Source organism: Thalassospira sp. MIT121401, assembly GCF_047125595.1.
GTDB lineage: Bacteria > Pseudomonadota > Alphaproteobacteria > Rhodospirillales > Thalassospiraceae > Thalassospira > Thalassospira povalilytica.
The window spans coordinates 1,271,961-1,292,786 of sequence record NZ_CP138926.1 but is presented as its reverse complement, the minus strand read 5'-3'; the positions used below and the strand labels follow the sequence as shown (position 1 = coordinate 1,292,786).

Here is a 20,826-nt window from a genome sequence, read left to right as displayed (position 1 = left end):
TCAGGCCCCCGGTCCGGGGCGAGCAACACCGGCAACACGTACATTGCCAGAGGCCACGTCAATACCGCGCTGGGTGATGGTTGCAGTGTGGACAGAGGCCGAAAGTTCCTCGACCGTTACCAAGCCCATATCGCGCAACCAGGCATAGTCGCCCCGCACCATATCGCGCGAACAACTGAACCCGAAATGATCGACAACCGAATGCATCACACTGTCGTTAGCCGAGTATCCGTTTTCCTCTTTCAGATACCGCAGAATGGTTAAACGGCGTTTTTCCGCGACAAAATCAGGATAGCTCACGGTTATGCCCCTTTGTTGGTCAGCAGGAAATCTTCGATGCGATTAAGAACGCGTTCGTATCGATCCTGATTTCGGTACGCAGCTTCTACACGTTCCATTAGGCCGCCCATTTTTCCGGACAGCTTCTCAAGCGCCATGCTCAGGTCGTGGATCTCGGACTGGTCGGGCAGATCCTCGAGCATCTCCTCAACCCTTTTGACCCGGCTTACCAAGCCATCGAGTTGCTTTTTGTCTTCCTCATAGTCTTTGCGAGTGACAAAGCGTTCCTTGATCGACCAGCCAATCCAAGCGATGAAGCCCTGAAGGACCAAGGCGATGAGCCAACCGTATTTTGTCAGTAGTTCAAGCGTCACGACCTATTTCCCCCGCTCAAAATCGCTCTGGCAACGCACGCAGCGAACTGCATGTGGATTTGCTTTCCGTCGCGCTTCCTTGATCGGTTCGCTGCAATCGATACATTCGGCGCGCCCGGCCCCTTTTTGGTTGCGGCGGGACTTGGCCTTTGCCTGGTCCCGCCACATTTCCTCGTTCGCCTGTGCGGCGTCGATCATATCAGGCATCTATGCCGCCTTGATGCAGCTCGTTTCGCAAAGCATCGGTCAGGGCATTAAGCTCGGACCATTCTGCGTCGGTTGGATCTCGGTTTTCGGCGATCATCCTGTCAATCGCTTCCTTTGCCTTGATGGCCATCGGCACACCGGCCGAAACGGCATTGCCGATCTGGATACCAAGCAGGATCAGTTGTGCGATGCTCACGGCAGGGCTCCTTTCTTCGAAAGATATGCCCCGAATTCGGCCAGGGCTGATCGCGCTGCCGAGATCGCCACCGGAATGGCTGGACTATCCCCGGCCCGAACGGCTCCCTGCGCCTCCTTCAAGGCGTCATGTGCAGCAATTTCCAGCCGCTTGACGATATCGGTCGTTGCGGGATCGGTCTGCGGGCTTCGGACAAACTCGGTCGCCGCGACCAGCGCTGTGTTGTAATCAGACTGAAGGGCGAAAACCGTCTGTGCAGGTGTCGCGTCCTCGCTCTGATAGGCGGTGTAGGAGGCACAAGCCACCGGCCCGCCAAGCCCGATGCCACCAAAGACAAGTAACGCAATGGCAATCGACCGGATGGCATTCTTATCCACCTTGCCGATGGTATGGCTGGCCTTGATCCGGCCATAGATCGAAAGACCGGTACCGACCACACCGCCAAAGGCAACCAGAGCCGTGACGATTTCAGTCTGCATTTCCGGTGCGATTGTGACGCCGAGGCTCGCGCAAAGCGTCGAGATCAACGATACGAGAGCACCGATAATGGTTTTGGACTGCCACCATTGTTTGGTGGCGATTTCAGGCGTGGACATTTTCCGTCTCCTCGTTCATGTCCCAAAGACCCCGCACATCCTCGATCGCGCGCAGGAAATGCTGATGCGTTCCTGCACCTGCAGGCGTGTTGTAATGCTGTTTCCAATAGGCGGCGATATCGGGCCAATCACCGGCGGATGGCAGCGGATCGGGAGACATCCAGTATTTGAGCCGTGCCAAAGCGCAGCCAAAGAACGGGTTGCCATACAGCTCATCAATTGCCTTTTCACGCCCCGGCAGGACGCGAAGGCGATGAACGATATCTTCCAGGGCTCGTTTGCGCTGAACCCTAAGCCAGCGTTCGAAAACGTCATGTGCCGTTGCCGGTTCGATCTGGAAAAATCCGCGCGCGGGACCACCGCCGCGTTGAGAAACAGCCGCAAGCCCGCTTTCCGCCAAGGCGGTGCCCAGCAGCAATTGCTCGGCTGCCACACTATTCAGACGTGGGTCAACTGAACTGAGGCTTGAAAGCACCGGTCGAATGACGGTGCCGAGAAATAGCTTCGGGGGAAACATGACTTGCTCCAACTGTGTTGGTAGCAAGATGCGCGATCTTGATCTTATCGCGCGTGGCCGGAACTGTTCCGGCTATCAATCTTTTTCGGAAAAAAGGTCCGGCTGGGTCTGTTGACGCACTTCTGAGCGGACTTTGCGGACATATCGCTGTGAACAGCCAAGCGTCAAGGCAACGGTTCGATTGGTCCCATCTGCGTCCATAATTCGGGTTTTCTTGAGGTCGCGGAAGGTGCCGCGCGGAATCTCGATCTTGCGTCCGCCGAATTCAGCACACAAAGCCTCAAGCCGGTCAAGCCCGATGATATCGGTGAATGAGTGAGACGGGTTAGCCGTGATCGGAATATAAATGTCCTCGGTGCCGCCAAATGCTTCTGCAAGACGCACCGCTGCGGCCGGGCCGATGACTTCGGCCAGCCTGCGCAATCCAACCGGCCAAGAGCGAATGTCATCAACCATCTGACATACTCCCCACTTGGAGTTGTGTGCCATCGAAAATAGCGCGAAGATAAATAATTAATGTCAGAAGTAGAGAATAGTAATGGACATCCTCAGCGCGATTTCTGATTGGGTTTTGGGCTTCTTTATTTTTGTTTGGAGAAGTCCAGCATTCTCTGACGCATCGGCATGGGCGCAAGCTATCGCTATCCTCATTACTGGCCTTGCAGCTGTTCACGCCGCCGGTAAGGCCTACAAGGGAGCCATAGTTCAAGCTAATGCGACAAGAGAACAGGTGAGAACTGCGATTGCTCTTCATCAGCAGACAATGAACCGCGAAGCGGAACGAGAGGCGTCCGAAGTAACTAGCTTCGCAGCAGCATTGGCCGCAGAGATGTTGGTCATTGCGATGGAGGTCAATCAAGTACGTCTGCAACTCAGGAACAACAACCAGAGTGGCGCCATCGCCATTCTGAAAAGCTCTCCTCTCGATTTTCCAATTTATGACAGCACCCCTGCGAATGTTGCCAAACTCGGTGTCGGTACCGCTTTCGCGGTTGTTGGAAATTACAACGAGTTTCGAACGCATGTCAGATACTGGAAAGACAGGCCCGAACCAACAGACGTGCAGGCTGCGGCTAACGAACTCGCATGGATGAAAGATGTGTTTAACAACATGTTCAAAGAAACAGTCGACGCCATGCGGCATTTGCATCGTGTCGCAAAAATCAGCCCCAATAATCCCTTCGAGCGATGGTTTGTTAACGAAGGTCTTGATCAGGAACTTCCGGAGCTCGCCTTGAAAGAGGCATGAGTCCGGAGGTATCGACAACCAACCTCGACCACCGCAAACGTCACACGGCCAAATCCATAGCCACCCCGTTCCCTCGCAAGCAGGGCAAACACGTTTTGTCACAGGTGCCTCCTATTTGGATGAGGCCAGACAGTGACCAGGCAGTGCAAACGAGCGTCATAGGTCACAACCAGCCACTGGCCAGCATGACGAACCGATAGACGATATCTGGCCTGACCATCGCGAACAAAGGCACGCTCAAGGCGTTCAATCGCATCCTGCAGGCGCTCGATTGCTGCGGGTGAAAGATCGATGTGTCTGGCGCGCGCCCGTTTCAGCACGTGCAGAAAACAATGAGTGCGGTGCGCGATCAGTGCATCAAGGTTCACTTGGCACCGCCTTTCAGCGAACGCACACGCGCACCAAGGGCCTCTATTGCCTGGTCGGCCTGATCATCAGACAGATGAACATGCGAAATCTGGCGCGGGCTCTTCACAAACCGCTCAACCCACCGGCAGAGATCGAGGATGTCAAACTTTCCGGGATGCAGGATCTTCCATTGCGCTTCGAGAATGCGGCAACGCGGGCGTTCTATTTTGTCGCGGAACCCGATCGGATAGGGCGACCAGTTGACCTTGGCCTCGCGCTCAGCCCAACTTTTGAGAGCTTCAATCACTTTGTAGGCGTGTTCAGGCACCAAAAAAGCAGCGTCATCGACCTTGGCTTGCCGTTTGATGAAGGCCCCCAAGGCGCTCTCAGAAGGGTCTGAGATAACTCCGAGATGATACAAAGAGATCCATAGCGCACGAATTTTGCGCGCAGTATCACTGTCCGCAAGCCGTTCCCGGCCGGCACGTTTTGGCGCTTTGCGCTTCGGCCTGAAGCCAAGTGTTTTGAAATGATCAATTAGCTCGCCCAGTTGTGCGGTGCCAAGCTGAGTCCGGCTTGTCTTGCCGTCAAAACGCTGCGCGATGATATCGCGATAAGCATCGTCATCGAGTGCCAGCTGTTTCTTGGCGATTTCGATCTTCGCGTAAAGGCTACGTCGGAACGGATCGATCTTTTTTTTGGGCTTACTCGAGGCTGTCATTGGGTGCCTCCAGTAATTAAACATCGCACAAACGCAAACGCCGCGATAGGATTTGGTAAATTTATCAAGGTGGGCTTATGAACGACTGGATTTCTAGAATTGTCTCCGTATGCGTTCTGCTTGGTACAGGCTTTCTCGCTGGATCGCTTTTTGTCGAAAAGCAATATGGAAAGGTCATGGGTTTTCCATACACCTCTTCCGAACGCCTTCAGTGGGAAGTGCTTGCAACAGGTTTTGCTGCAATTGCGGGCGGGCTTTTGGCGTATCTCGGCGCGACAAAAACCCACGAAAGAACAATCAAACAAGCCTTGATCGCTTATCGTCTCAAGGTGATAGAAGCGACGAACATAGTCTACATTCACAAAGACCCAAATGGCATCATGTTGGAATCCATTGAGGCCATGGTGAAAGAAATCGATACAGGCAGATACCAGACGATGCGCGTCGAAATGGTACAAGACGCCGCTGCGAAATTGCTGACCGAATTGGAAATGCCGCCCCCCGAAATCATCAACGATGAACTCAATAAACTGGTGCTCAACTTGCAGGTTCTTGCAAAGGCTATGAAGTACGAACTCGTTGCTCACGGGGTGGGAATGACGAAGCTTTTCATAGCTATAGAATCCCTCAGATCGTACTTGGACGACAAATGTAGATAGATGGCTATTCATTATGTCTCACCAAACTTGTCGACTTGGTTTCCCCATGCGGACCAACCTTTTCGGCGCTGACGCGCAAACAGCTCGATATATGGACCGTCAAACATCGTCTCGATCCGGTCATATTGTTCGTCAGGTTTCCGGGAATGACCGCGCGCTTTGGCGCGGATCTCGTCATCCGGCCACCACTCCATCCAGTCGCGGACCGAGCGCACCCCGTCAGGGACGCTCCCGACACCAAAGAGATCATCGGGGAGCTCGGATCTAAGCGGCGGATTTCCGCGTGTCGCCAACAGGCACGGCTCCAGGTTCTTTCGCGTGCCGTAGCCGGTACCGAACGCATATTTTCCAGTGTCCGGATTGAATTTGCGCCACTCCCAGGCAAGCCCTTTGAACTCGAAACCCCATGCTTTCAGAACACGGTTCCATTCGGGCATCAGCGGCCAAGTGACCCACATGAATAAAGCGCAGTCATCCGCAGCCAGAAGCTCAACCGGCATCGCTGCAATCTCATCCACTGTCATGCAGTCGTAGTGGGCCGATGGTCCTTTACCTTCGCCTTTCGGGGAGAAATTGGCAAAAGGCCATGCTGCATCCGCCAGGATGACGCGAAAGCCTCCCATAGGTCGCAGATCTGCAAACTGCTTACGCATGGTGTTAGTCATGACGACGCGTTGCCCCCTCAAGTGAATGGCGGCTGACGGCCGCGACCAGAGCCTGCCAATTGCCACCAGCCTCGATGTAGGCGCGAACCAACTGTTCAGGGTCGGAGATCGTCACAGAATGGTCTGCGACCGAACCATCGGCCCTCAACGCTTCGTTCGCTTCGTGAATGGCCTTGCGGAGATGTTCGCGGGCCTTCATTCGGCCGCGACCGCGCACAAACCCGGCCGCGACGATTGCCAGATTGGCAAGCACCTTTCGGCTGTCATGGGTTTGTGCGCGAAGCGAGGCCATTGTTTTCAATCACCTTGTTGTCGTTTGCTCTGTCCCGCCAACTCAGCGGGTGGTGCAGCGGACCATTCCGGTCGGCCTTACGGCCTTGACGGTTTTGGCAATAACGCCCTCATCTCCGCTCGCCGCTGCACCAATCAGCAGTCCGTGGACTGCTCGTTGCTGAAGCGGTACCGGGACCGAACCAAAAGCACTTGCAACAGGTTCGGGTCGGCCCCGGTTGGCTCATCAGCCACCACGCACACGTCTGCGTGGTGCCATCAGAAATCGTCTGTATTGTTCGATTGCCTGGCGGTCACCAATTGCGTCCTCGGCCGGGATGCCAGGCACGCGACGGTTTGAACCGATACGGCGGCGAAGAATGGCTTCAGGACCGCTCGCGAGCTTGATCGCATTCACAGGCAACTGCTCGCCGAACTGGATGTCTCCACTCTCATAGCAGTAGGCAAACATCAGGCTGCCTCCTCCTCAGCGGACTTGAAGTTGATCGCCCGATCCTTGAGCACATCATCAACACGGCGCGGCCTGACACCGGGACTGCGATCCGGTGTGTAGCCATGCGATATGGCAACGCTCAATGCCCCCTTGGCATGACGTGCCAGGACATAGATCTGACGACAGTCAGCCAAGAGCACCGAGAACAAGACAGTTGGCTTACGCTTGCTCATCGGTATCCTCCGGCTCGGCAAAGAAATCAGACGGAAGGATGAGCTGGACGAACGGGTCACTGCGGCCCAACACGCCGTCGATATGTTCACCAGTGATCTTCTTGGCCTGAAAAGCTCGCCCCAGATACTGCTCAGGAAGGCGGGAGAGCGTGATCTGAGCTGTATTGCCTCGCTTCGGCACTTTGAGCTCCCACCCTTTGGAAACCTCACTCAGCCGAAGTTTGCCTGCATGGTCATCAATGCCCCAGCGCACCATGTACTGCTTGCCTACACTGAGCTTGAGCCGTTTGACGGCCTCATCACCAAAGCGCAAAACGACCATGTTGCACTTATGAACCTTGCGGGTGGTCAGCAGAACTTCGTCAGGCTTGATAGCCGGTTTGACATTCTTGACGGGCGGCTCGATTGTTACGAATGACATTGCTCATTCCTCCTCGATCAGCGCCGCAACCAGTTTGTCGATATCACTGTCCTGCGGCTTGACAATGACAGCGTCGGTCGCATCAACAACCGAGATACCAAGACGCTTAAGGTCTTTGCCCGGAAGATTGGAAAGAGCCGTTTTCACCGGCTTTTCAGTAACCTTCACAAGGGTTGAAAACTGGTCAGGAAGTGTGTTGCGAATGCGCGCGACCAGAAGGACATCTTCGGGACATTCAAGCCGTCCTGGCTGCTTTCCAAACCCAACCTTGATCCCTGCAAACGTGCGGGATTTCGGTTTGGTAAACAGATCCGGTGCAGCCTCAATCGCGTTCTTGAGTGCTGTCTCATGCTCGCGCACGGTTTCAACCTGTTTGCGGATCATGCCCATATAGCGGGCCTTGATCTTTTCGAGATCCTCGTGCAGGGCGGTCACACCTTCCTGCAGCTCGATCCGGGCGGCAGCATAGCCCTGTGCCATTTGTTCGATCTCTGCCATCGTCGTCATAGCGGTTTCCTTTGAAGGGTCCGCCAGTAGCGGATCTGTTGAAGCCAAAAGCGAATGAAGGGAATGCGGGAACGTTTCATGCGACTGATCCCCCGCCGTCCGGCGGCAGATCGCGGCGCAGTATTTCTGCCGTGCGTCGGTCTGCCAGATTGATGACCTGACCTCGGGCAACGGCGCGCTCGATCGCGTGCAGGCTGGTCTCACCAACAGGGATCGGTCCGGCGCTATGCTCGTAAGAGCCAAGACTGTCAGAGAGCTCCTGCAGGTTGGTCAGCAAGATGTCTGTGGTTGCGTGATCGAGTTTCAGGCTCCCGGAACTGTGGTTGGCCATCTTCCGCAACGCCGCTGTGATGTTGGACAGTTTTTGGCTGATCATCACAAACCTCCTTACACTGCAGCCGAGGAATGTTTGTCCCAGGCGGTTTTGATGTGCTCGATGGTTCGGGGAACACCTGCACCGTTCGCAAGCAGGGTCGCCAACTGGAAGCACTTGGCCATCCCGCGCAATGCACCGGGCTTTCTGGCGATTGCCTTGAGCAACTTAATTTCTTCCTTGTCGGTCACACCCCATGCTTCGATAAGGGCGCACATATCCTTCGGCTTGGGACGTGCCTGAGTGACACGAACACCAACCCGCGAGAAAATCTGCGCGAAGCCAGCGGTGCGACCGTTCCCCTCAAGCCGGGAGTAAACTGTTTCGTTGCCAACCAGGGCCAAGCCGACAGTGCCCTTGGCGCGATCATAGATTGACCGGCACTGATCAAGAGCTTCTGTGGTCATGTGCTGAGCTTCATCAATGATGATCAGCCCTTTAGTACCCTCGACACGCCGAACGATACTTTTTGAGAGTTTGGCTGCGTGCTTCTCATCCACTTCCATGACTTCAGCAAGTTCCACGAGAAGCCCGTGGGTGCCCTTGGAACTTGGGTCCATGGTCGCCAGCCAGACATTGCGGTTTCGGGCTGCGTATTGTTCGCAGACCTTGGTCTTTCCGATACCGGCACCGCCAGCAATAATCGCGATTTCCGGCAACAGATGTGCAAACTGGAGCGCGTCGTAGAACTCTTGCGAAGACGGGGTCTCAACAAAATCGGGAAGCTGTGGAACACGGCTTGCTGCTTGTTTTTTCTCGCCAAGCCCTGACAGCCAGATATGTACCTCTGAGGCCACTTTGGCGTTGTTGCCGGCGTAAGTGCCTTTGAACCAGCCGGTGAAGGTACCGTATGCGATGCCAGCCAGCCGAGCTACGTCTGCTTGGGTGTAACCCTCAGCCTCCATCACTTCACGGCAACGGATGCGGGTCTCTTCAATTTCGTCCGGGCTGAACGTGGCGTCTGTCGCAACGATGTTGTTCATGCTAAAATCCTTTCGGTCCTTGTGATCAAAGAGGGTGCGCTTGGCTTGCAGGCGGCGCGCCCTCACTCATCCCGGCCGCCCTGCAAAATCTGCAGGCCTGCTCGGAAATTCCTCGAAAACTCTTCATTGGCGTCTTGTTCTGGCAGAACCTCCGGTGCCGCTTGGCGTGCAAGGTTGCCTGTAACCAGGCGCACAGCAGCGGGCTGCGGTGCCGCGTCGGCGTCATCGCTGTCCGGAAGCAGACCCATGTATTCTTCAAGTGAAAGTGTGCGCTCGATCTCGGCGGCTTTCTTGGTCAGGTTGATGAATGCCCGACGCTTGCGGCCATGTTCGCGAGCCGCATTACGATCAGCAAACCCACTGGCCTCCCAAAGGCCGACTTCGCCGATGAAACTGCCATCAAGGCGATAGGCGTAAACGCTGTCATGCAGGAAGTCCGGGTCAAACCGCACCATGATCGACTTGCCCATGTGATCATGCAGGCATTCATCCCAATAGAAGTTCCCCATAAGCTCGATCCGGCCACTGCGCTGATCCGTGCGGATCTGTTCGGCGGCAAGCAGGCACATGCGCAATTGCTCGGGTGCTGCCTTGCGAACGACGGAATCCGCGTAGCTCGCATCGAATGCCTGGTCAAAGGACCGAACCCGACCGCACACCCGCGTATTGCGCTTCGGACGTGCGTTGTGGACGCGAATGCCCTCGCCAACGACCTTCAAAAATTCATCAAGCGGGATCGCTTTACTGCGGTAATTTTCCGGCTTGGCATCCGGCTTGTTGCCGGTGTAGGCACCGGCGAATTTCGGATGTTTCGCAATGTGGTTGCAGAAATCCCGGAACATGCGTTCGATTGGCTTGGATTGCCCGGAATACGGTGTGGTCCAGTGGATATTGATACCCAGTGCGGTGAGGATACCGCTTGGTTCTTCAGGCTTCACCTTGAACCGGAAACGGTTGGGGGTGCCGCCCGAAATGCACTTGGCGGCAAATCCGCGACCGTTATCAAGCCATGCATGGTCCGGGATACCGTATTCACGGAACAAATCACCAAAGGCCAGTCGAACAAGGTCAGAGTTCTCGGATTTATCGACGCGCCAGGCAACGCATTTGTTGGAATACAGATCCTGAATCGCAATCATGATTGGGCGGCAAATCTCACCATCTGGGAACTCAACCCATACATCCCATTTGTGACCGTCAACGTTGACCGCTTCCATCGCGTGGAATTCTGATCGGTCGCGCACTTGGGGCGGATACATCATCTTGAGTTTTTCACTGCCTTCGCGCAGCAAGACACGGACCGGAGCCGGTATTTCGCTTTCCAACCGCCGTTCCAGTGTGCGTGCAGCTGGTATTGTCCAACCATTCTCCTGCGCCGCTGTCTCAAGTCGAAGATAACAGGCAGCAAAAGGCGGCTTTTCAAGGCGCAGGAAATCAGCCTTCAGGCATTCCCAGGCGAGCGGGTCACAAGGCACCTTCTTCGTGCGGCCGGCATGTCGTGGACAGAGGGCAGGCAACCAGTCTTTGCGATCCAAACCTTCAACCAGCTTGAACCAGTTGTAGATCGTGGATGCACCGATGTTCTGTTGCGCAGAAACGCTGCATACGGCTTGATCCTTGGAAAGTGCACCACGTTGCAGAGTGCAAATCGCATCAAGAACAGCAAACCGGTCATGCGCCTTTTTCTTCCGCGCTTCGGGCAGAGCCTCAAACCACTCCCAATCTACACGGGCAGCAGTCGAACCCCGTCCATTTGATTGCGGTGCTTCGGCTTTCTTGCGGGCGATTTCCCGCCTTTGCAGCTCTGTTTGGGCCGGTATTGGCAGCAATGACCAATGATATTCCCAACCGCCGCCGCGCCCTTTGCGTTTCCTTGCAAGCGGGTCATTGTTATGGGTGGATGCATCGCGCCAGTTGTTGCGATCTGCCAGCGCATTGACCCCCATTTTGGTGCCCGGTGTACCTGGCAACCTCAATTCGGCGATTTCAGCGGGTGAAAACCACTCTTGCATTACGACTTCCTCCCGCGCCGGAGCGAATGAAGCTCCCCGTTAAGCTCTTCGATTTTTTCAGCAAGGATTGCTTCGCGAACCGTGCCTTCGTATTTCCGTGGAATTACGGTCAGGCCAAGCTCCTCGGCCAGCAGGGTCAAAAGCCTGTAATCATCTGTCGCGTGCATGAGAGCAACAGCACGCGGCACGCTGATTTTATGATCTTCTCGGGATTGGCTAGCATAGGCGTCGAGCATGTTTTTTGAGACTTCTTCGCCAAGAAATTCTCCCATGCGGCGTGCTACGTCCTCGCGTTCCAGCGGTTCCTTTTCGCGGACCTTCACGTCTGCAAGAATGCGAGACACCGCCAGTGCGATCTTGCCGCTGATGGTCGCTGCTCGAACCATCTGCTCTTCGAACCTTTCGACCTTCGGGCTGGAGGGATACCAGCTCAGCAGGTCCAGTGTCTTGCGATCTGAACGTTGCCGTGCCATCAAGCAGCCTCCTCGGTGTCAGGAGTTGCCATATCGAGCAAATCTTGGAGAAGAACACGATCTCCCGCTGACAGCTCTCGGACGAACGTCCGTCGTGCGGTAAGGCCTGAATGACGCCAGGCATCCATCAACTTCTTGACCTGTGCATGGTTCGCATCTGGAACCGCTCTCGGTTTTCCGCCCGCGCGCTCAATCGCTGCTTTGACGGATTTGACGCTGTCCGCTTCATTGAGGATCAGATCGACAATCTGCTCCTGACGCTCGGGCTCTTGTTTGGCCAGAAGTAGCAGCTCTTTCTGGTTGCTTGCGTAGGCGGTTCCAACCAGTCGCTTGCGGACCTTGGCCGAGAGCCCTGTCGCTATGGATACCGCCCGACGAATTGTGCGTGGATCAAGCCCGGTGCGAATGGCCGCATCTTCAGCAAACGACGCTTTGCCCGGAACAGCGGACATCGTGTCCGTTGTTGATTTTCGTCCTGCCTTTCCCCCGGCAACACCGGCCCTGGTATCGGGATACAGCTCTTCATAAATGCGTTTTCGTTCAGCAAGGAAGATCGCCCGGTCTAGCGGATTGAGGTCATGACGAAACAGGTTCTCATCGATCTCAACCAGGCGGGCTTCAAGAGGATTGGTGTCAGGATCGACTTCGGCCGGGATCACGCTGAACCCTGCCTGCTTCGCGGCGGCAAGGCGATGAGCACCGGCAAGCAGTCGATAGCTGGGCCGCAACGCTTTTTCAGTAAAGAATGATGTTACCGCGATAGGTTGCAGCACCCGTCCGCGTTCCTTCATCGAAGACGCCAGTACAGCAACATAATCATCGTCAATTGCCCGCAGCCGGTCACCAACTTCAATCAACTCGATTTCGATCAACTGAGACATTCAGAACCCTCTAAGAGACGTGAGAACATGTTTAAGAGGCAGACGACGGCGCGGGGGTTGAGAGAGGAATTCGCGCCGCCGCCTTGTTTCCCGGTGATCGGAAGCGACCAAACAAACCGATCAACAGGAAATTCTGCTTGTTAGTATCCGGGGAACTGTTCACGCGGCTTCCCCTTTTAGACAGTGACGAAGCCGTGGCCGATCCGTATAGTTCTGGGAAGGTTGAGGTTTGAGGCGTTTTCCTTTGGCGTCGTAGCGCGACGGCCAGATATCCTTTGCCCGCAGACCAAGTGCTTCTGCGATCGCTTGCTCACCCTCTGCATGGGGATGACGGGTTGCATCGCGTGTCGTACCGACGCGAAAACCGGAAGCACGGTCTACATCAGCAAAGGTAAGCCCCTTCTGGTTCAATTCGAACCGGATCTCCTGAGGGCTTCTGTCGTGCTTGCGCACCATTGGCATCTCCTCGAACTTCCCGGCCCTGCCAGGCCGATAGACTTGGAATGAGAAATTCCGTGAACGAGGAAACTATGGTCCCTTATAAGGAACTTTTCAATATAAAAAATCCTTTTACGGTTCTTTTTGCGCCCAACAAGAACCCTATAAGGCACTTTATAAACACTTTCAGTGACTTGGCGGAACTGTAAACATGGAAAAGAACCGTAAAGTGGACTTTCCAGTTCAGGAACAGAAGCGTAAAGCGTTTGCCAGTCGACTGAAAACAGCGATGCGGGGGAAATTCACTCAGGAAACGCTAGCTGAGGAAATCGGCTTTTCGGTTTCTGGCATAAAGAAGTGGTTTTCTGGAACGACCGATCCTTCATGGTCTGCAATCATTCAGGTTGCTCTGGCGTGCAACGTATCGCTGGATTGGCTCGCATTCGGTACAGAGCCACAAAGTGACCGCGCGAATGAAGCTGTTGACGAAGAAGTACTCCTAGCCGCCATCCAGGCTGTCGAGACTGATTTGCACGATAGAGGCGAAACAATGGAGCCTAGTGACAAATCTAGGTTGATTTACTTACTTTATCGAACCAGAATGAAAGAGAAAGATCAGAGTCTTACTGAACCAAAATCAGTGATGAGTAGTTTGCTTGGAAAGTCCCGAAATGGCAGAACTGGACGAAATAACACGACTGATGAATACCTTGAGATCCCGCAACGACAACGGTCGCGGAGACAAGGAACAGACGAGTAATCCCACTGAGGTTGGGGCCGGTATCAATGTTTACGGAGGGACCGTGAACATTGAGAACCTCGAGCTTTCAATCGTTCTGCCCGGCTCAAAAAAAAAGATGACTAATCGTGCTTTCGTGCTGTCGTACCTAATGTCGATTTTGTCGACTGACACTTTGAAAAAAAACCTCGCGAAGTTTACTTTTATACATCTGCAGTCACTTCAAAAAGCACTGAACGATCAGTCAATCCTTATTTCTGGTCATAAAAAAAACTCTGCGAGTGTTTAATTCTCAGGCACAGTCGAATACTCGAATGACAATTCACTTTTTCATTTAGAGTTTACGACTGGGTATCGAAGATTTTGGCATGTCGCGACATCGAAACCCTGACACCTGGAGGAGTAAAGAAGTTGTCAACGATCGCTTGGATAATTGGGGCCTTTTTTACTCTTGGTGGCATCGGAGCAATGTTCAAACCAGAGAAGAACATTACTCGTAAGCAAGGTGCTATTTTCGCTGTCGTCGGAATTATTATGGTCGTCGTCGGATGGAACTGGAATTCCGAGGAAGACGCCAAAAGGGAGGCGCTTGAAACGGCGGCACGTGCTGCAGAAAAGGCCGAAGATCGGCGCAAAGGCTTCCATTGCCTCAGCGCTTGGGACGGTAGCCAGCGCGATCTTGAACGGTACGTGAAAGACCATCTCCGCGACCCAGATAGCTATGAGCACATCAAAACATTGATTTCACCAGTGTCAGACATCGGAACTCACAATATTTCCATGCAGTTTCGTGCACGGAACGGCTTTGGAGGCATGACTATAGGCTCAGCCAGCGCAGTGATTACTCAAGAAGGATGCAAGTTAGTCACGGCCTCAATTGACGGGAATTAAGAGCTGACTAAGAGAGGCTGCAGACTAAACTGAGAGCCGAACGAACTGAACGCCATCAACTCCAACATCAAATGGCGGACACTGCCATTCGCCAGCCAACTCCAAAACCAAATGCACTCACTCCACCTGAGCGCCGTTTTGGCCGTAAGTCCCCGCAAACCGTGCCTTGTCCCACTTGGTCCCGTATCATCCCACCTTATCCCGCCTCACTCTAAGAATAAGTGTCGGTTAACACCCAGGCATCATCGGGATGATCCGGATGTCGGACCACGAGAATACACGCGGAACACACACCAGCCGGACCAAGCTTTGCAAGCCCGCCAAATGCGGCCCCCAAATTCATCTCTGTCCCTTGAAAAGGCGACCTGATCCGCGTTGATCCCCGCCGATATCTGGCCGACAGAATCGCCATATGCTGTTTTCGGGTCGCAGAACGGTCCGTTACATGCAAAATCGCGCGGACAAGCCATCAGGATCAGGGCCTAATATAAGTGTTTTGGAATGCGCCAGACGCGGGGCTGGTCATAATTTCTTAAAATTATTGACATTTTTCTGCCATGCATTCCCTGCATGGTTGGTCTGAGCTTATTCTACTTTAAATCGGAAGTAAGCATACTTACATTTGCATCATAAGTTGTGAGCAGACGCGAAATCGTGATCGCTTCAGCTTCCCTGATCTCCGCATGATCCGTCCGTCGGAACGAAATCCGGCACCGGAATCTTCCCCAAGATTCCCTACGTCTCCCAGACGTAAGCCTCCCTGTTGATCTTTGCCGGTAGCGCCCCCCTGCTACCGGCATTTTTTTTGTGCTGTTGCACAATTGATTTCGCGGTCAAATGCCCATTTCACAAGCAAGTGACACAAATCACCCAAATAAAATCGCGCAATTTCAAATAGTTAAACCATAAATCTTCGCAGCCCAACATTTATGCAGATTTTGCATGGCTGAAAAAGCAATTTGGCAGTGGTGTTTCCCGGCAAAAACGCTATCTTCCCTCTCGAACCGCAGCGGCAAACACCGCACCGCGGTAAAGAGTTTTCTCCCTGACCGAATTTCGGTCTTAGCCGGACGCCCTGTCCGGCTTACCCAGGGCCCTGCGAAGGGTCCTACGTCTCCCAGACGTGAAGCCTCCCTGATAAACTTGCCGGGCACATTTGTTGCCCGGCTTTTTTTTGCCCGCATCCTCCCCTCCCCATCCGCACGCTGGCTTCTTTAACCGGCACCGGCACGGCCTGTTTGGCAAATGGGCGATGATTAACAATGCCCGCCGGTCGTGTGCGCCATTGCCGGGTCTGTTAAGCAATCCTGTGCTATTGTCTGATGGTTTCGGCCACAGCAATCGGGATTCCGGTCACAATGAAAAGCACACTTGGTGCATTCCTGTTTGGCAACAAAGCCCAGTCCCACCTGCCCGAACGGGTTCAGGCCGCGATCGACAAACAACAACATGACAGCGAAAAGCTGATTGGCTGGGTGCAATTGTTGCTGGTGACCATTTTCGCCAGCCTGTATGCGATTTCGCCAAGTGCCACCATGTCCAATGGCATTCAGCCGGTGCCATGGGCGCTGGGGCTTTATTACCTGTTCACGCTTAAACGATTGATGCTGGCCTATCGCAATGCCCTGACTGACGGTTTTCTGACCTTGTCGGTGATTGCCGATATCGGGCTTCTGATGGTCCTGATCTGGAGCTTCCATATCCAGTATATGCAACCGGCCAGCTTCTATCTCAAAGCGCCGACGGTGATGTATGTCTTTATCTTTATCGCCTTGCGCAGCCTGCGCTTTGATCCGCGCTATATCCTGATTGCCGGCGGCACGGCCGCCCTGGGCTGGCTGATCCTCGCCGGTTACGTGATCTGGAGCGAGGGCGGCCAAAGCATGATCACCCGTGACTATGTCACCTATCTGACCTCGAACTCGATCCTGATCGGTGCGGAAATTGACAAGATCATCGCAATTGTTCTGGTCACCCTTGTTCTGACGATTGCGGTGATGCGTGCCAAACGGTCCTTTATCCGTGCAGTCACCGATGAAATTGCCGCCCGCGATCTGTCACGGTTTGTATCGCCCGAAATTGCCGATCGCATCACCCATGCCGACCAACAGATCAAACCCGGCGATGGCGAAGCGGTTAGTGCAACCGTGATGTTCACCGATATCGAAGGGTTTTCATCCATCTCCGAAAAACTGAGCCCTCAGGCACTGGCGACGATGCTGAATGAGTATTTCACCCAGACCAATGCCATCATTTCGCGTTTCGGGGGTGTGATCACGCAGTTCGAAGGCGATGCCATGCTGATCACCTTTAACGCGGTCACCCCGGATGCCGATCACGCACTTAATGCGGTGCGCACCGCACTTGCCATTCAGGAACTGTCCGAAAACCGGGTCTACAGTTTCGGTGGAAAGCTGAAAACACGATGCGGGATCAATACCGGTGATATCGTGATCGGTGCCATCGGATCGGAAAACCGCCTGACCTTTACCGTCCATGGTGACAACGTCAATATCGCCGCCCGCCTTGAAGGCATGAACAAACAATATGGAAGCTACATCCTGGCCACAGAAAGCACCGTCAGGGCCTGTGGCGATCATGCCGATATCCCGAACTGGATTTCGCGCGGTGAGGTCACCATGCGCGGGCGTGAAACCCCGACAAGAATATTCGGGATTGCCCCGCCGCAGCCACGTCACGCCGACACGACACAAACAACCCCGCAACAGGCCTGATCGCGGTTCTGTTTGCGCGCCATGCCACAGACAAAAAAAGGCCCGGGGAGCTTGGGGCTCGCCCGGGCTTTGGGGACAGATGGTCTTGGGGAGACCGATCGGAAACGTTGCCTTGCCCGTGGGGTGTGAACGTTTCGGGGGAGAAAACGTTCATTCGGGCCCCGATGCGTCGTGAGGGAGGGCACTGCATCGGTGTTTGCGCTTCCGATAATTAGGAATTTGCCATGTAATTGGGGCTTAAAAATCTACGTTTGGTGACCATTTGCGGGCGAAATGGGGCAAATACGGCACCTGTCCCCACCCCGGATCAGGACATAAAAAAAATGGGGCGGGATAAACCCGCCCCAACATATTCGGGGTCATTACGGTCTTGGGGAGACCTTGTCAGCCGCGGCATTCCAGGTGGGGGAACTAACCTGAAAACAACCGGCCCAGCCTTGTGAGGGGGGACAGATTTGGCTGGCCATGTCCTCGACTGACAAGAACGAATTTGACCGAAGAACAAGGCAGGAAAACAGGCCTGATTGGGCCATTTCGGGGCGAATTATGTTCAAATCTGGGCACATTTCCTCCAACCACTTGATACCAATGCCCCAAGCCATGATCTACTTAAGGGGGTGTATAGGACAGCACAAAACATGCAAACAAGGCTGCATATCCACCAAATGGCTTTTGCCTGATGCCCATTGTCCCCACCCTGCCTTAAAAAGACACCCCGGACAAAACCGGGCATTCGAAACGTCCAGACCGGCTGCCAGGATTGCTGCAGCGTGGAACAGATCGCAACACACGCCCGGCACCATGGGATATCGGTCTTCCTGTTCAAGGAGATGCCAATGCCCAGCACCGCCCGTTCGACCACTTCACCCGGCACCCATACCCCGCGCGTCGCGGCCCTGATCGGCCCCTATTCCAGCGGCAAGACTTCCCTGTTTGAAAGTTTGCTGTGTGCAACCGGGCGCATCCACCGCAAGGGAACCATCCGCGACCACAATACCGTCGGCGACAACAATCCCCAATCGCGCACCCGCGAAATGAGCACCGAACTCACCTGTGCCCAGACCACCTATCTCGACGAGGAATGGCATTTTATCGACTGTCCGGGATCGGTTGACTTTGCCCAGGATGCCCGCGAAGTCGCGATGATCTGCGATGTCGCCATTGTCGTGGTTGATTGTGATCCCGCCCGGGTGATGACGGTTGCCCCGATCCTGAAATTTCTTGATCGTAACCGCATCCCCCATCTGATTTTCATCAACAAGACCGATCATGTCGGCGTGCGATTGCGCGATAATATCGACGCCCTGCAATCCATTTCCGAACGCCCCCTGATCCTGCGTGAAATACCGATCCGTGATGGCGATGGTCATGACGATGCCATCACCGGCTTTGTCGATATCGTCTCTGAACGGGCTTACCAGTATCTTGAAGGTCAGCCTTCCAAACTGATTACCATGCCCTCCACACTGGCAAGCCGCGAAGACGAAGCACGCGAAGGCCTGCTCGAAACACTGGCTGATTTTGATGATGATCTTCTTGAACAGATTCTCGAAGATCAGACACCCGCCCCTGCCACGATCTATGACAATCTTAAACAGGATCTTGGCCGCGATCTGATCGTGCCGGTGTTTTTCGGATCGGCCGAACAGGATCACGGGATTATCCGGCTGCTTAAGGCATTGCGCCACGAAGCCCCTGCCGCGGATGTCTGTGCCCATCGTCTTGGTGTTGATCCCGATGATCAGAAAACCATCGTTCAGATTTTCAAAACCCTGCATCTGTCCCATGCCGGGCGGTTCTGCTTTGGGCGCGTTCTGTCGGGGGTTCTTAAAAACGGTGATGCGCTTGGTGCGGACAAGCTGTCAGGACTTTGCACCATCTTTGCCGACAAGCATGAAAAGCTTGATGCTGCGCGAACCGGGGCAATTGCAGGCCTGCCGCGCGTTGAACATTTGCGCACCGGAAGTCTGGTTGCAACCGATGGCCCGATCGACAGTTTATGGCCCGATCCCCTGCCCCCGCTTTATGAAACCGGGCTTGAAGTCACCAAACCGGGTGATGATGTCAAACTGACCGAAGCCTTGCGACATTTATGCGAACAGGACCGTTCCCTGAGCTTCACCCACAATGACAGCACCGGACAACTGGTTCTGGCCGGTCAGGGGGATATACACCTGCAATGCGCGCTGGCACATCTGCGTGATCACTATCATCTGGAAATCACCACGACGGCGGTTCTGACCGGTTATCAGGAAACCATCCGCAAGCCGTCCTCGGCCCGCGGACGATATAAAAAACAGACCGGCGGACATGGCCAATTCGGGGATGCTGCAATCGAACTGCGCCCGCTTGGCCGCGGCGAAGGATTTGACTTCAGCGACCATATCGTTGGTGGCGCCATCCCACGGCAATATATCTCGGCAGTCGAAAAGGGCATTCGTGACGGCTTGCGATGCGGGCCACTTGGTTTTCCGGTGATTGATGTCGCCGTCAAGCTGGTCGACGGGTCCTATCACACTGTCGACAGTTCCGATCAGGCCTTTCAGATGGCTGGCCGCATTGCCATCGGGGAAGCACTTGGCAATGCCGGTCCGGTGCTTCTTGAACCGGTTGATCGCTGTACCATTTCGATCCCGTCAGACTTCACATCCAAGGCCCAGCGGCTGGTCAGCACCCGGCGCGGTCAAATTCTTGGCTTCAATGCCAAGGATGGCTGGCAGGGATGGGACGAAATCGACGTTCAGATGCCGACATCGGAAACCGCCGACATGGTGACGGAATTACGTTCTTTGACACAGGGAACCGGCTTTTTCACACGCAGCTATTCCCACATGCAGGAACTGACCGGGAAACAGGCCGACACCATCGTCACCCAGCAACAGAAAGCCGGGAAATAGCCCTTGGCATGACACAATCTATAACCACACTTTTTGTAATAGAATTGATCTATTGCAAATCAATAAACTATTGATTGGCGTAACGTTTCTGCGTGTTTCATACTCCTTCTCAAGACAGAAACACAAAGAACCTTCGTGGGTTGCGCCCTCGACGAAAGGAGATCGACCATGCAGATTGATATTGGCATCAATGAAACCAACCGCACTGCAATCGCCGACGGCCTTGGCCGCGTTCTGGCTGATTCCTATGCGCTGTATCTCAAGACTCACAACTTCCACTGGAACGTGACGGGTCCGATGTTCCAGACCCTGCACACCATGTTCGAAGAACAATATACCGAACTGGCCACCGCGATTGATGAAATCGCCGAACGTATCCGTTCGCTGGGTGCCTTTGCACCGGCCAGTTTCTCGGCCTATGCCGAACTGTCTTCGATCGAGGAAGAAAAAGGCGTCCCCGCTGCCAAGGACATGATCCGTCAGCTGGTATCGGGCCATGAAACCGTGATCAAGACCGCTCGTTCGCTTTATCCGATTTGCGACAGCTCGGACGATGATGCGACTGCCGACCTTCTGACGGCCCGCATTCAGGTTCATGAAAAAACCGCCTGGATGCTGCGTTCCCTGCTTGAAAGCTGATCATCAGATCAATATTTCCCAAACAGAAAACGGCCCGGAAATCCCGGGCCGTTTTTTTTAATCTGTCAG

The 20,826-nt window shown here is 54.4% G+C and carries 28 protein-coding genes; 7 read left to right on the top strand and 21 right to left on the bottom strand.

The genetic code is table 11. The features are described 5' to 3' along the window. The 7 genes from SIB88_RS05870 to SIB88_RS05840 all read right to left on the bottom strand — a co-directional run bounded on the left by SIB88_RS05870 (position 1) and on the right by SIB88_RS05840 (position 2,625). A complete protein-coding gene (locus SIB88_RS05870) occupies positions 1 to 300 on the bottom strand; it encodes an ArsR family transcriptional regulator (RefSeq protein ID WP_287465561.1) in 300 nt (99 codons plus the stop codon). A 2-nt stretch (positions 301 to 302) separates the two neighbouring features. After that, entirely contained in the window at positions 303 to 653 is a 351-nt protein-coding gene (locus SIB88_RS05865; RefSeq protein WP_287465560.1) for a DUF2730 family protein, read from the bottom strand. Positions 654 to 656: 3 nt separating this feature from the next. After that, positions 657 to 860 (bottom strand): TraR/DksA C4-type zinc finger protein, encoded by a 204-nt coding sequence (locus tag SIB88_RS05860; protein ID WP_287465559.1) that lies wholly within the window; start codon positions 858 to 860, stop codon positions 657 to 659. Next, on the bottom strand, positions 853 to 1,056 hold the full coding sequence (locus SIB88_RS05855; RefSeq protein ID WP_412557586.1) for a hypothetical protein: 204 nt from the start codon (positions 1,054 to 1,056) through the stop codon (positions 853 to 855). Before SIB88_RS05855 ends, SIB88_RS05860 begins: the two co-directional genes overlap by 8 nt. Further along, on the bottom strand, positions 1,053 to 1,652 hold the full coding sequence (locus tag SIB88_RS05850) for a hypothetical protein (protein ID WP_412557585.1): 600 nt from the start codon (positions 1,650 to 1,652) through the stop codon (positions 1,053 to 1,055). The genes SIB88_RS05855 and SIB88_RS05850 overlap by 4 nt, the downstream gene beginning before the upstream one ends. Next, positions 1,639 to 2,169, bottom strand: coding sequence for a hypothetical protein (locus SIB88_RS05845; RefSeq protein ID WP_412557584.1), 531 nt, complete (start codon positions 2,167 to 2,169; stop codon positions 1,639 to 1,641). Before SIB88_RS05845 ends, SIB88_RS05850 begins: the two co-directional genes overlap by 14 nt. A gap of 75 nt (positions 2,170 to 2,244) precedes the next feature. Beyond that, a complete protein-coding gene (locus SIB88_RS05840; protein ID WP_412557583.1) occupies positions 2,245 to 2,625 on the bottom strand; it encodes a hypothetical protein in 381 nt (126 codons plus the stop codon). Positions 2,626 to 2,707: 82 nt separating this feature from the next. On the opposite strand from SIB88_RS05840, the gene SIB88_RS05835 reads away from it, so the two are divergent. Continuing rightward, entirely contained in the window at positions 2,708 to 3,418 is a 711-nt protein-coding gene (locus SIB88_RS05835) for a hypothetical protein (protein WP_412557582.1), read from the top strand. Positions 3,419 to 3,516: 98 nt separating this feature from the next. On the opposite strand, the gene SIB88_RS05830 is transcribed toward SIB88_RS05835, so the two are convergent. Both SIB88_RS05830 and SIB88_RS05825 read right to left on the bottom strand, forming a co-directional pair. Then, the gene (locus SIB88_RS05830; protein WP_412557581.1) at positions 3,517 to 3,786 is read right to left on the bottom strand and encodes a hypothetical protein; all 270 of its coding nucleotides are present in this window, start codon (positions 3,784 to 3,786) and stop codon (positions 3,517 to 3,519) included. Beyond that, on the bottom strand, positions 3,783 to 4,487 hold the full coding sequence (locus tag SIB88_RS05825; RefSeq protein ID WP_412557580.1) for a gp16 family protein: 705 nt from the start codon (positions 4,485 to 4,487) through the stop codon (positions 3,783 to 3,785). Before SIB88_RS05825 ends, SIB88_RS05830 begins: the two co-directional genes overlap by 4 nt. Before the next feature lie 77 nt (positions 4,488 to 4,564). Between SIB88_RS05825 and SIB88_RS05820 the strand changes: the two genes are divergently transcribed. Beyond that, on the top strand, positions 4,565 to 5,146 hold the full coding sequence (locus SIB88_RS05820) for a hypothetical protein (RefSeq protein ID WP_412557579.1): 582 nt from the start codon (positions 4,565 to 4,567) through the stop codon (positions 5,144 to 5,146). An 11-nt stretch (positions 5,147 to 5,157) separates the two neighbouring features. Here the strand turns inward: SIB88_RS05820 and SIB88_RS05815 are convergent, their stop codons facing one another. The 12 genes from SIB88_RS05815 to SIB88_RS05760 form a co-directional block, all read right to left on the bottom strand. Further along, positions 5,158 to 5,811: an MT-A70 family methyltransferase gene (locus tag SIB88_RS05815; RefSeq protein ID WP_412557578.1), complete on the bottom strand. Its 654-nt coding sequence runs from the start codon at positions 5,809 to 5,811 to the stop codon at positions 5,158 to 5,160. Further along, positions 5,804 to 6,103 carry a hypothetical protein gene (locus SIB88_RS05810; RefSeq protein ID WP_412557577.1) on the bottom strand — a complete coding sequence of 100 codons (300 nt, stop codon included), beginning with the start codon at positions 6,101 to 6,103 and terminating at the stop codon, positions 5,804 to 5,806. Before SIB88_RS05810 ends, SIB88_RS05815 begins: the two co-directional genes overlap by 8 nt. A gap of 225 nt (positions 6,104 to 6,328) precedes the next feature. Then, entirely contained in the window at positions 6,329 to 6,553 is a 225-nt protein-coding gene (locus tag SIB88_RS05805; protein WP_412557576.1) for a hypothetical protein, read from the bottom strand. Next, entirely contained in the window at positions 6,553 to 6,768 is a 216-nt protein-coding gene (locus SIB88_RS05800; protein ID WP_412557575.1) for a hypothetical protein, read from the bottom strand. Before SIB88_RS05800 ends, SIB88_RS05805 begins: the two co-directional genes overlap by 1 nt. After that, positions 6,755 to 7,189 (bottom strand): hypothetical protein, encoded by a 435-nt coding sequence (locus SIB88_RS05795; protein ID WP_412557574.1) that lies wholly within the window; start codon positions 7,187 to 7,189, stop codon positions 6,755 to 6,757. Before SIB88_RS05795 ends, SIB88_RS05800 begins: the two co-directional genes overlap by 14 nt. Positions 7,190 to 7,192: 3 nt before the next feature. Then, positions 7,193 to 7,696 (bottom strand): host-nuclease inhibitor Gam family protein, encoded by a 504-nt coding sequence (locus SIB88_RS05790; protein WP_412557573.1) that lies wholly within the window; start codon positions 7,694 to 7,696, stop codon positions 7,193 to 7,195. 76 nt (positions 7,697 to 7,772) lie between these two features. Next, positions 7,773 to 8,072, bottom strand: a complete 300-nt coding sequence (locus SIB88_RS05785) for a hypothetical protein (protein WP_287465540.1) — start codon at positions 8,070 to 8,072, stop codon at positions 7,773 to 7,775. 11 nt (positions 8,073 to 8,083) lie between these two features. Then, on the bottom strand, positions 8,084 to 9,052 hold the full coding sequence (locus SIB88_RS05780) for an AAA family ATPase (RefSeq protein ID WP_412557572.1): 969 nt from the start codon (positions 9,050 to 9,052) through the stop codon (positions 8,084 to 8,086). A 62-nt stretch (positions 9,053 to 9,114) separates the two neighbouring features. Further along, positions 9,115 to 11,064, bottom strand: a complete 1,950-nt coding sequence (locus SIB88_RS05775) for a transposase domain-containing protein (RefSeq protein WP_412557571.1) — start codon at positions 11,062 to 11,064, stop codon at positions 9,115 to 9,117. Then, complete coding sequence (locus SIB88_RS05770; protein WP_412557570.1) at positions 11,064 to 11,537, bottom strand: phage regulatory CII family protein; 474 nt, start codon at positions 11,535 to 11,537, stop codon at positions 11,064 to 11,066. Before SIB88_RS05770 ends, SIB88_RS05775 begins: the two co-directional genes overlap by 1 nt. Next, the gene (locus tag SIB88_RS05765; protein ID WP_412557569.1) at positions 11,537 to 12,418 is read right to left on the bottom strand and encodes a ParB/RepB/Spo0J family partition protein; all 882 of its coding nucleotides are present in this window, start codon (positions 12,416 to 12,418) and stop codon (positions 11,537 to 11,539) included. Before SIB88_RS05765 ends, SIB88_RS05770 begins: the two co-directional genes overlap by 1 nt. 159 nt (positions 12,419 to 12,577) lie before the next feature. Beyond that, positions 12,578 to 12,874, bottom strand: coding sequence for a helix-turn-helix domain-containing protein (locus tag SIB88_RS05760; RefSeq protein ID WP_412557568.1), 297 nt, complete (start codon positions 12,872 to 12,874; stop codon positions 12,578 to 12,580). 193 nt (positions 12,875 to 13,067) lie between these two features. Here SIB88_RS05760 and SIB88_RS05755 point away from each other — a divergent pair, with 193 nt between their 5' ends. From SIB88_RS05755 to SIB88_RS05735, 5 genes are all read left to right on the top strand, one after another. Then, the gene (locus SIB88_RS05755) at positions 13,068 to 13,616 is read left to right on the top strand and encodes a helix-turn-helix domain-containing protein (RefSeq protein ID WP_412557567.1); all 549 of its coding nucleotides are present in this window, start codon (positions 13,068 to 13,070) and stop codon (positions 13,614 to 13,616) included. Positions 13,617 to 14,006: 390 nt separating this feature from the next. Beyond that, positions 14,007 to 14,486: a hypothetical protein gene (locus tag SIB88_RS05750; protein ID WP_412557566.1), complete on the top strand. Its 480-nt coding sequence runs from the start codon at positions 14,007 to 14,009 to the stop codon at positions 14,484 to 14,486. Between the two features lie 1,358 nt (positions 14,487 to 15,844). Beyond that, entirely contained in the window at positions 15,845 to 17,221 is a 1,377-nt protein-coding gene (locus SIB88_RS05745) for an adenylate/guanylate cyclase domain-containing protein (protein ID WP_250282102.1), read from the top strand. Between the two features lie 836 nt (positions 17,222 to 18,057). Continuing rightward, positions 18,058 to 20,118 carry an elongation factor G gene (locus SIB88_RS05740; RefSeq protein ID WP_412557565.1) on the top strand — a complete coding sequence of 687 codons (2,061 nt, stop codon included), beginning with the start codon at positions 18,058 to 18,060 and terminating at the stop codon, positions 20,116 to 20,118. Positions 20,119 to 20,286: 168 nt separating this feature from the next. After that, the gene (locus SIB88_RS05735) at positions 20,287 to 20,757 is read left to right on the top strand and encodes a Dps family protein (RefSeq protein ID WP_068518847.1); all 471 of its coding nucleotides are present in this window, start codon (positions 20,287 to 20,289) and stop codon (positions 20,755 to 20,757) included. Positions 20,758 to 20,826: the final 69 nt, after the last annotated feature.

What these genes read in the sequence shown, in the direction of transcription:
- SIB88_RS05825 (WP_412557580.1), bottom strand. Translation starts at nt 4,487, where the DNA reads ATGACAGCCTCGAGTAAGCCCAAAAAAAAGATCGATCCGTTCCGACGT.
- SIB88_RS05850 (WP_412557585.1), bottom strand. Translation starts at nt 1,652, where the DNA reads ATGTCCACGCCTGAAATCGCCACCAAACAATGGTGGCAGTCCAAAACC.
- SIB88_RS05770 (WP_412557570.1), bottom strand. Translation starts at nt 11,537, where the DNA reads ATGGCACGGCAACGTTCAGATCGCAAGACACTGGACCTGCTGAGCTGG.
- SIB88_RS05735 (WP_068518847.1), top strand. Translation starts at nt 20,287, where the DNA reads ATGCAGATTGATATTGGCATCAATGAAACCAACCGCACTGCAATCGCC.
- SIB88_RS05745 (WP_250282102.1), top strand. Translation starts at nt 15,845, where the DNA reads ATGAAAAGCACACTTGGTGCATTCCTGTTTGGCAACAAAGCCCAGTCC.
- SIB88_RS05795 (WP_412557574.1), bottom strand. Translation starts at nt 7,189, where the DNA reads ATGTCATTCGTAACAATCGAGCCGCCCGTCAAGAATGTCAAACCGGCT.
- SIB88_RS05805 (WP_412557576.1), bottom strand. Translation starts at nt 6,553, where the DNA reads ATGTTTGCCTACTGCTATGAGAGTGGAGACATCCAGTTCGGCGAGCAG.
- SIB88_RS05860 (WP_287465559.1), bottom strand. Translation starts at nt 860, where the DNA reads ATGCCTGATATGATCGACGCCGCACAGGCGAACGAGGAAATGTGGCGG.
- SIB88_RS05785 (WP_287465540.1), bottom strand. Translation starts at nt 8,072, where the DNA reads ATGATCAGCCAAAAACTGTCCAACATCACAGCGGCGTTGCGGAAGATG.
- SIB88_RS05775 (WP_412557571.1), bottom strand. Translation starts at nt 11,064, where the DNA reads ATGCAAGAGTGGTTTTCACCCGCTGAAATCGCCGAATTGAGGTTGCCA.
- SIB88_RS05840 (WP_412557583.1), bottom strand. Translation starts at nt 2,625, where the DNA reads ATGGTTGATGACATTCGCTCTTGGCCGGTTGGATTGCGCAGGCTGGCC.
- SIB88_RS05845 (WP_412557584.1), bottom strand. Translation starts at nt 2,169, where the DNA reads ATGTTTCCCCCGAAGCTATTTCTCGGCACCGTCATTCGACCGGTGCTT.
- SIB88_RS05815 (WP_412557578.1), bottom strand. Translation starts at nt 5,811, where the DNA reads ATGACTAACACCATGCGTAAGCAGTTTGCAGATCTGCGACCTATGGGA.
- SIB88_RS05755 (WP_412557567.1), top strand. Translation starts at nt 13,068, where the DNA reads ATGGAAAAGAACCGTAAAGTGGACTTTCCAGTTCAGGAACAGAAGCGT.
- SIB88_RS05835 (WP_412557582.1), top strand. Translation starts at nt 2,708, where the DNA reads ATGGACATCCTCAGCGCGATTTCTGATTGGGTTTTGGGCTTCTTTATT.
- SIB88_RS05810 (WP_412557577.1), bottom strand. Translation starts at nt 6,103, where the DNA reads ATGGCCTCGCTTCGCGCACAAACCCATGACAGCCGAAAGGTGCTTGCC.
- SIB88_RS05800 (WP_412557575.1), bottom strand. Translation starts at nt 6,768, where the DNA reads ATGAGCAAGCGTAAGCCAACTGTCTTGTTCTCGGTGCTCTTGGCTGAC.
- SIB88_RS05760 (WP_412557568.1), bottom strand. Translation starts at nt 12,874, where the DNA reads ATGGTGCGCAAGCACGACAGAAGCCCTCAGGAGATCCGGTTCGAATTG.
- SIB88_RS05740 (WP_412557565.1), top strand. Translation starts at nt 18,058, where the DNA reads ATGCCCAGCACCGCCCGTTCGACCACTTCACCCGGCACCCATACCCCG.
- SIB88_RS05780 (WP_412557572.1), bottom strand. Translation starts at nt 9,052, where the DNA reads ATGAACAACATCGTTGCGACAGACGCCACGTTCAGCCCGGACGAAATT.
- SIB88_RS05820 (WP_412557579.1), top strand. Translation starts at nt 4,565, where the DNA reads ATGAACGACTGGATTTCTAGAATTGTCTCCGTATGCGTTCTGCTTGGT.
- SIB88_RS05790 (WP_412557573.1), bottom strand. Translation starts at nt 7,696, where the DNA reads ATGACGACGATGGCAGAGATCGAACAAATGGCACAGGGCTATGCTGCC.
- SIB88_RS05765 (WP_412557569.1), bottom strand. Translation starts at nt 12,418, where the DNA reads ATGTCTCAGTTGATCGAAATCGAGTTGATTGAAGTTGGTGACCGGCTG.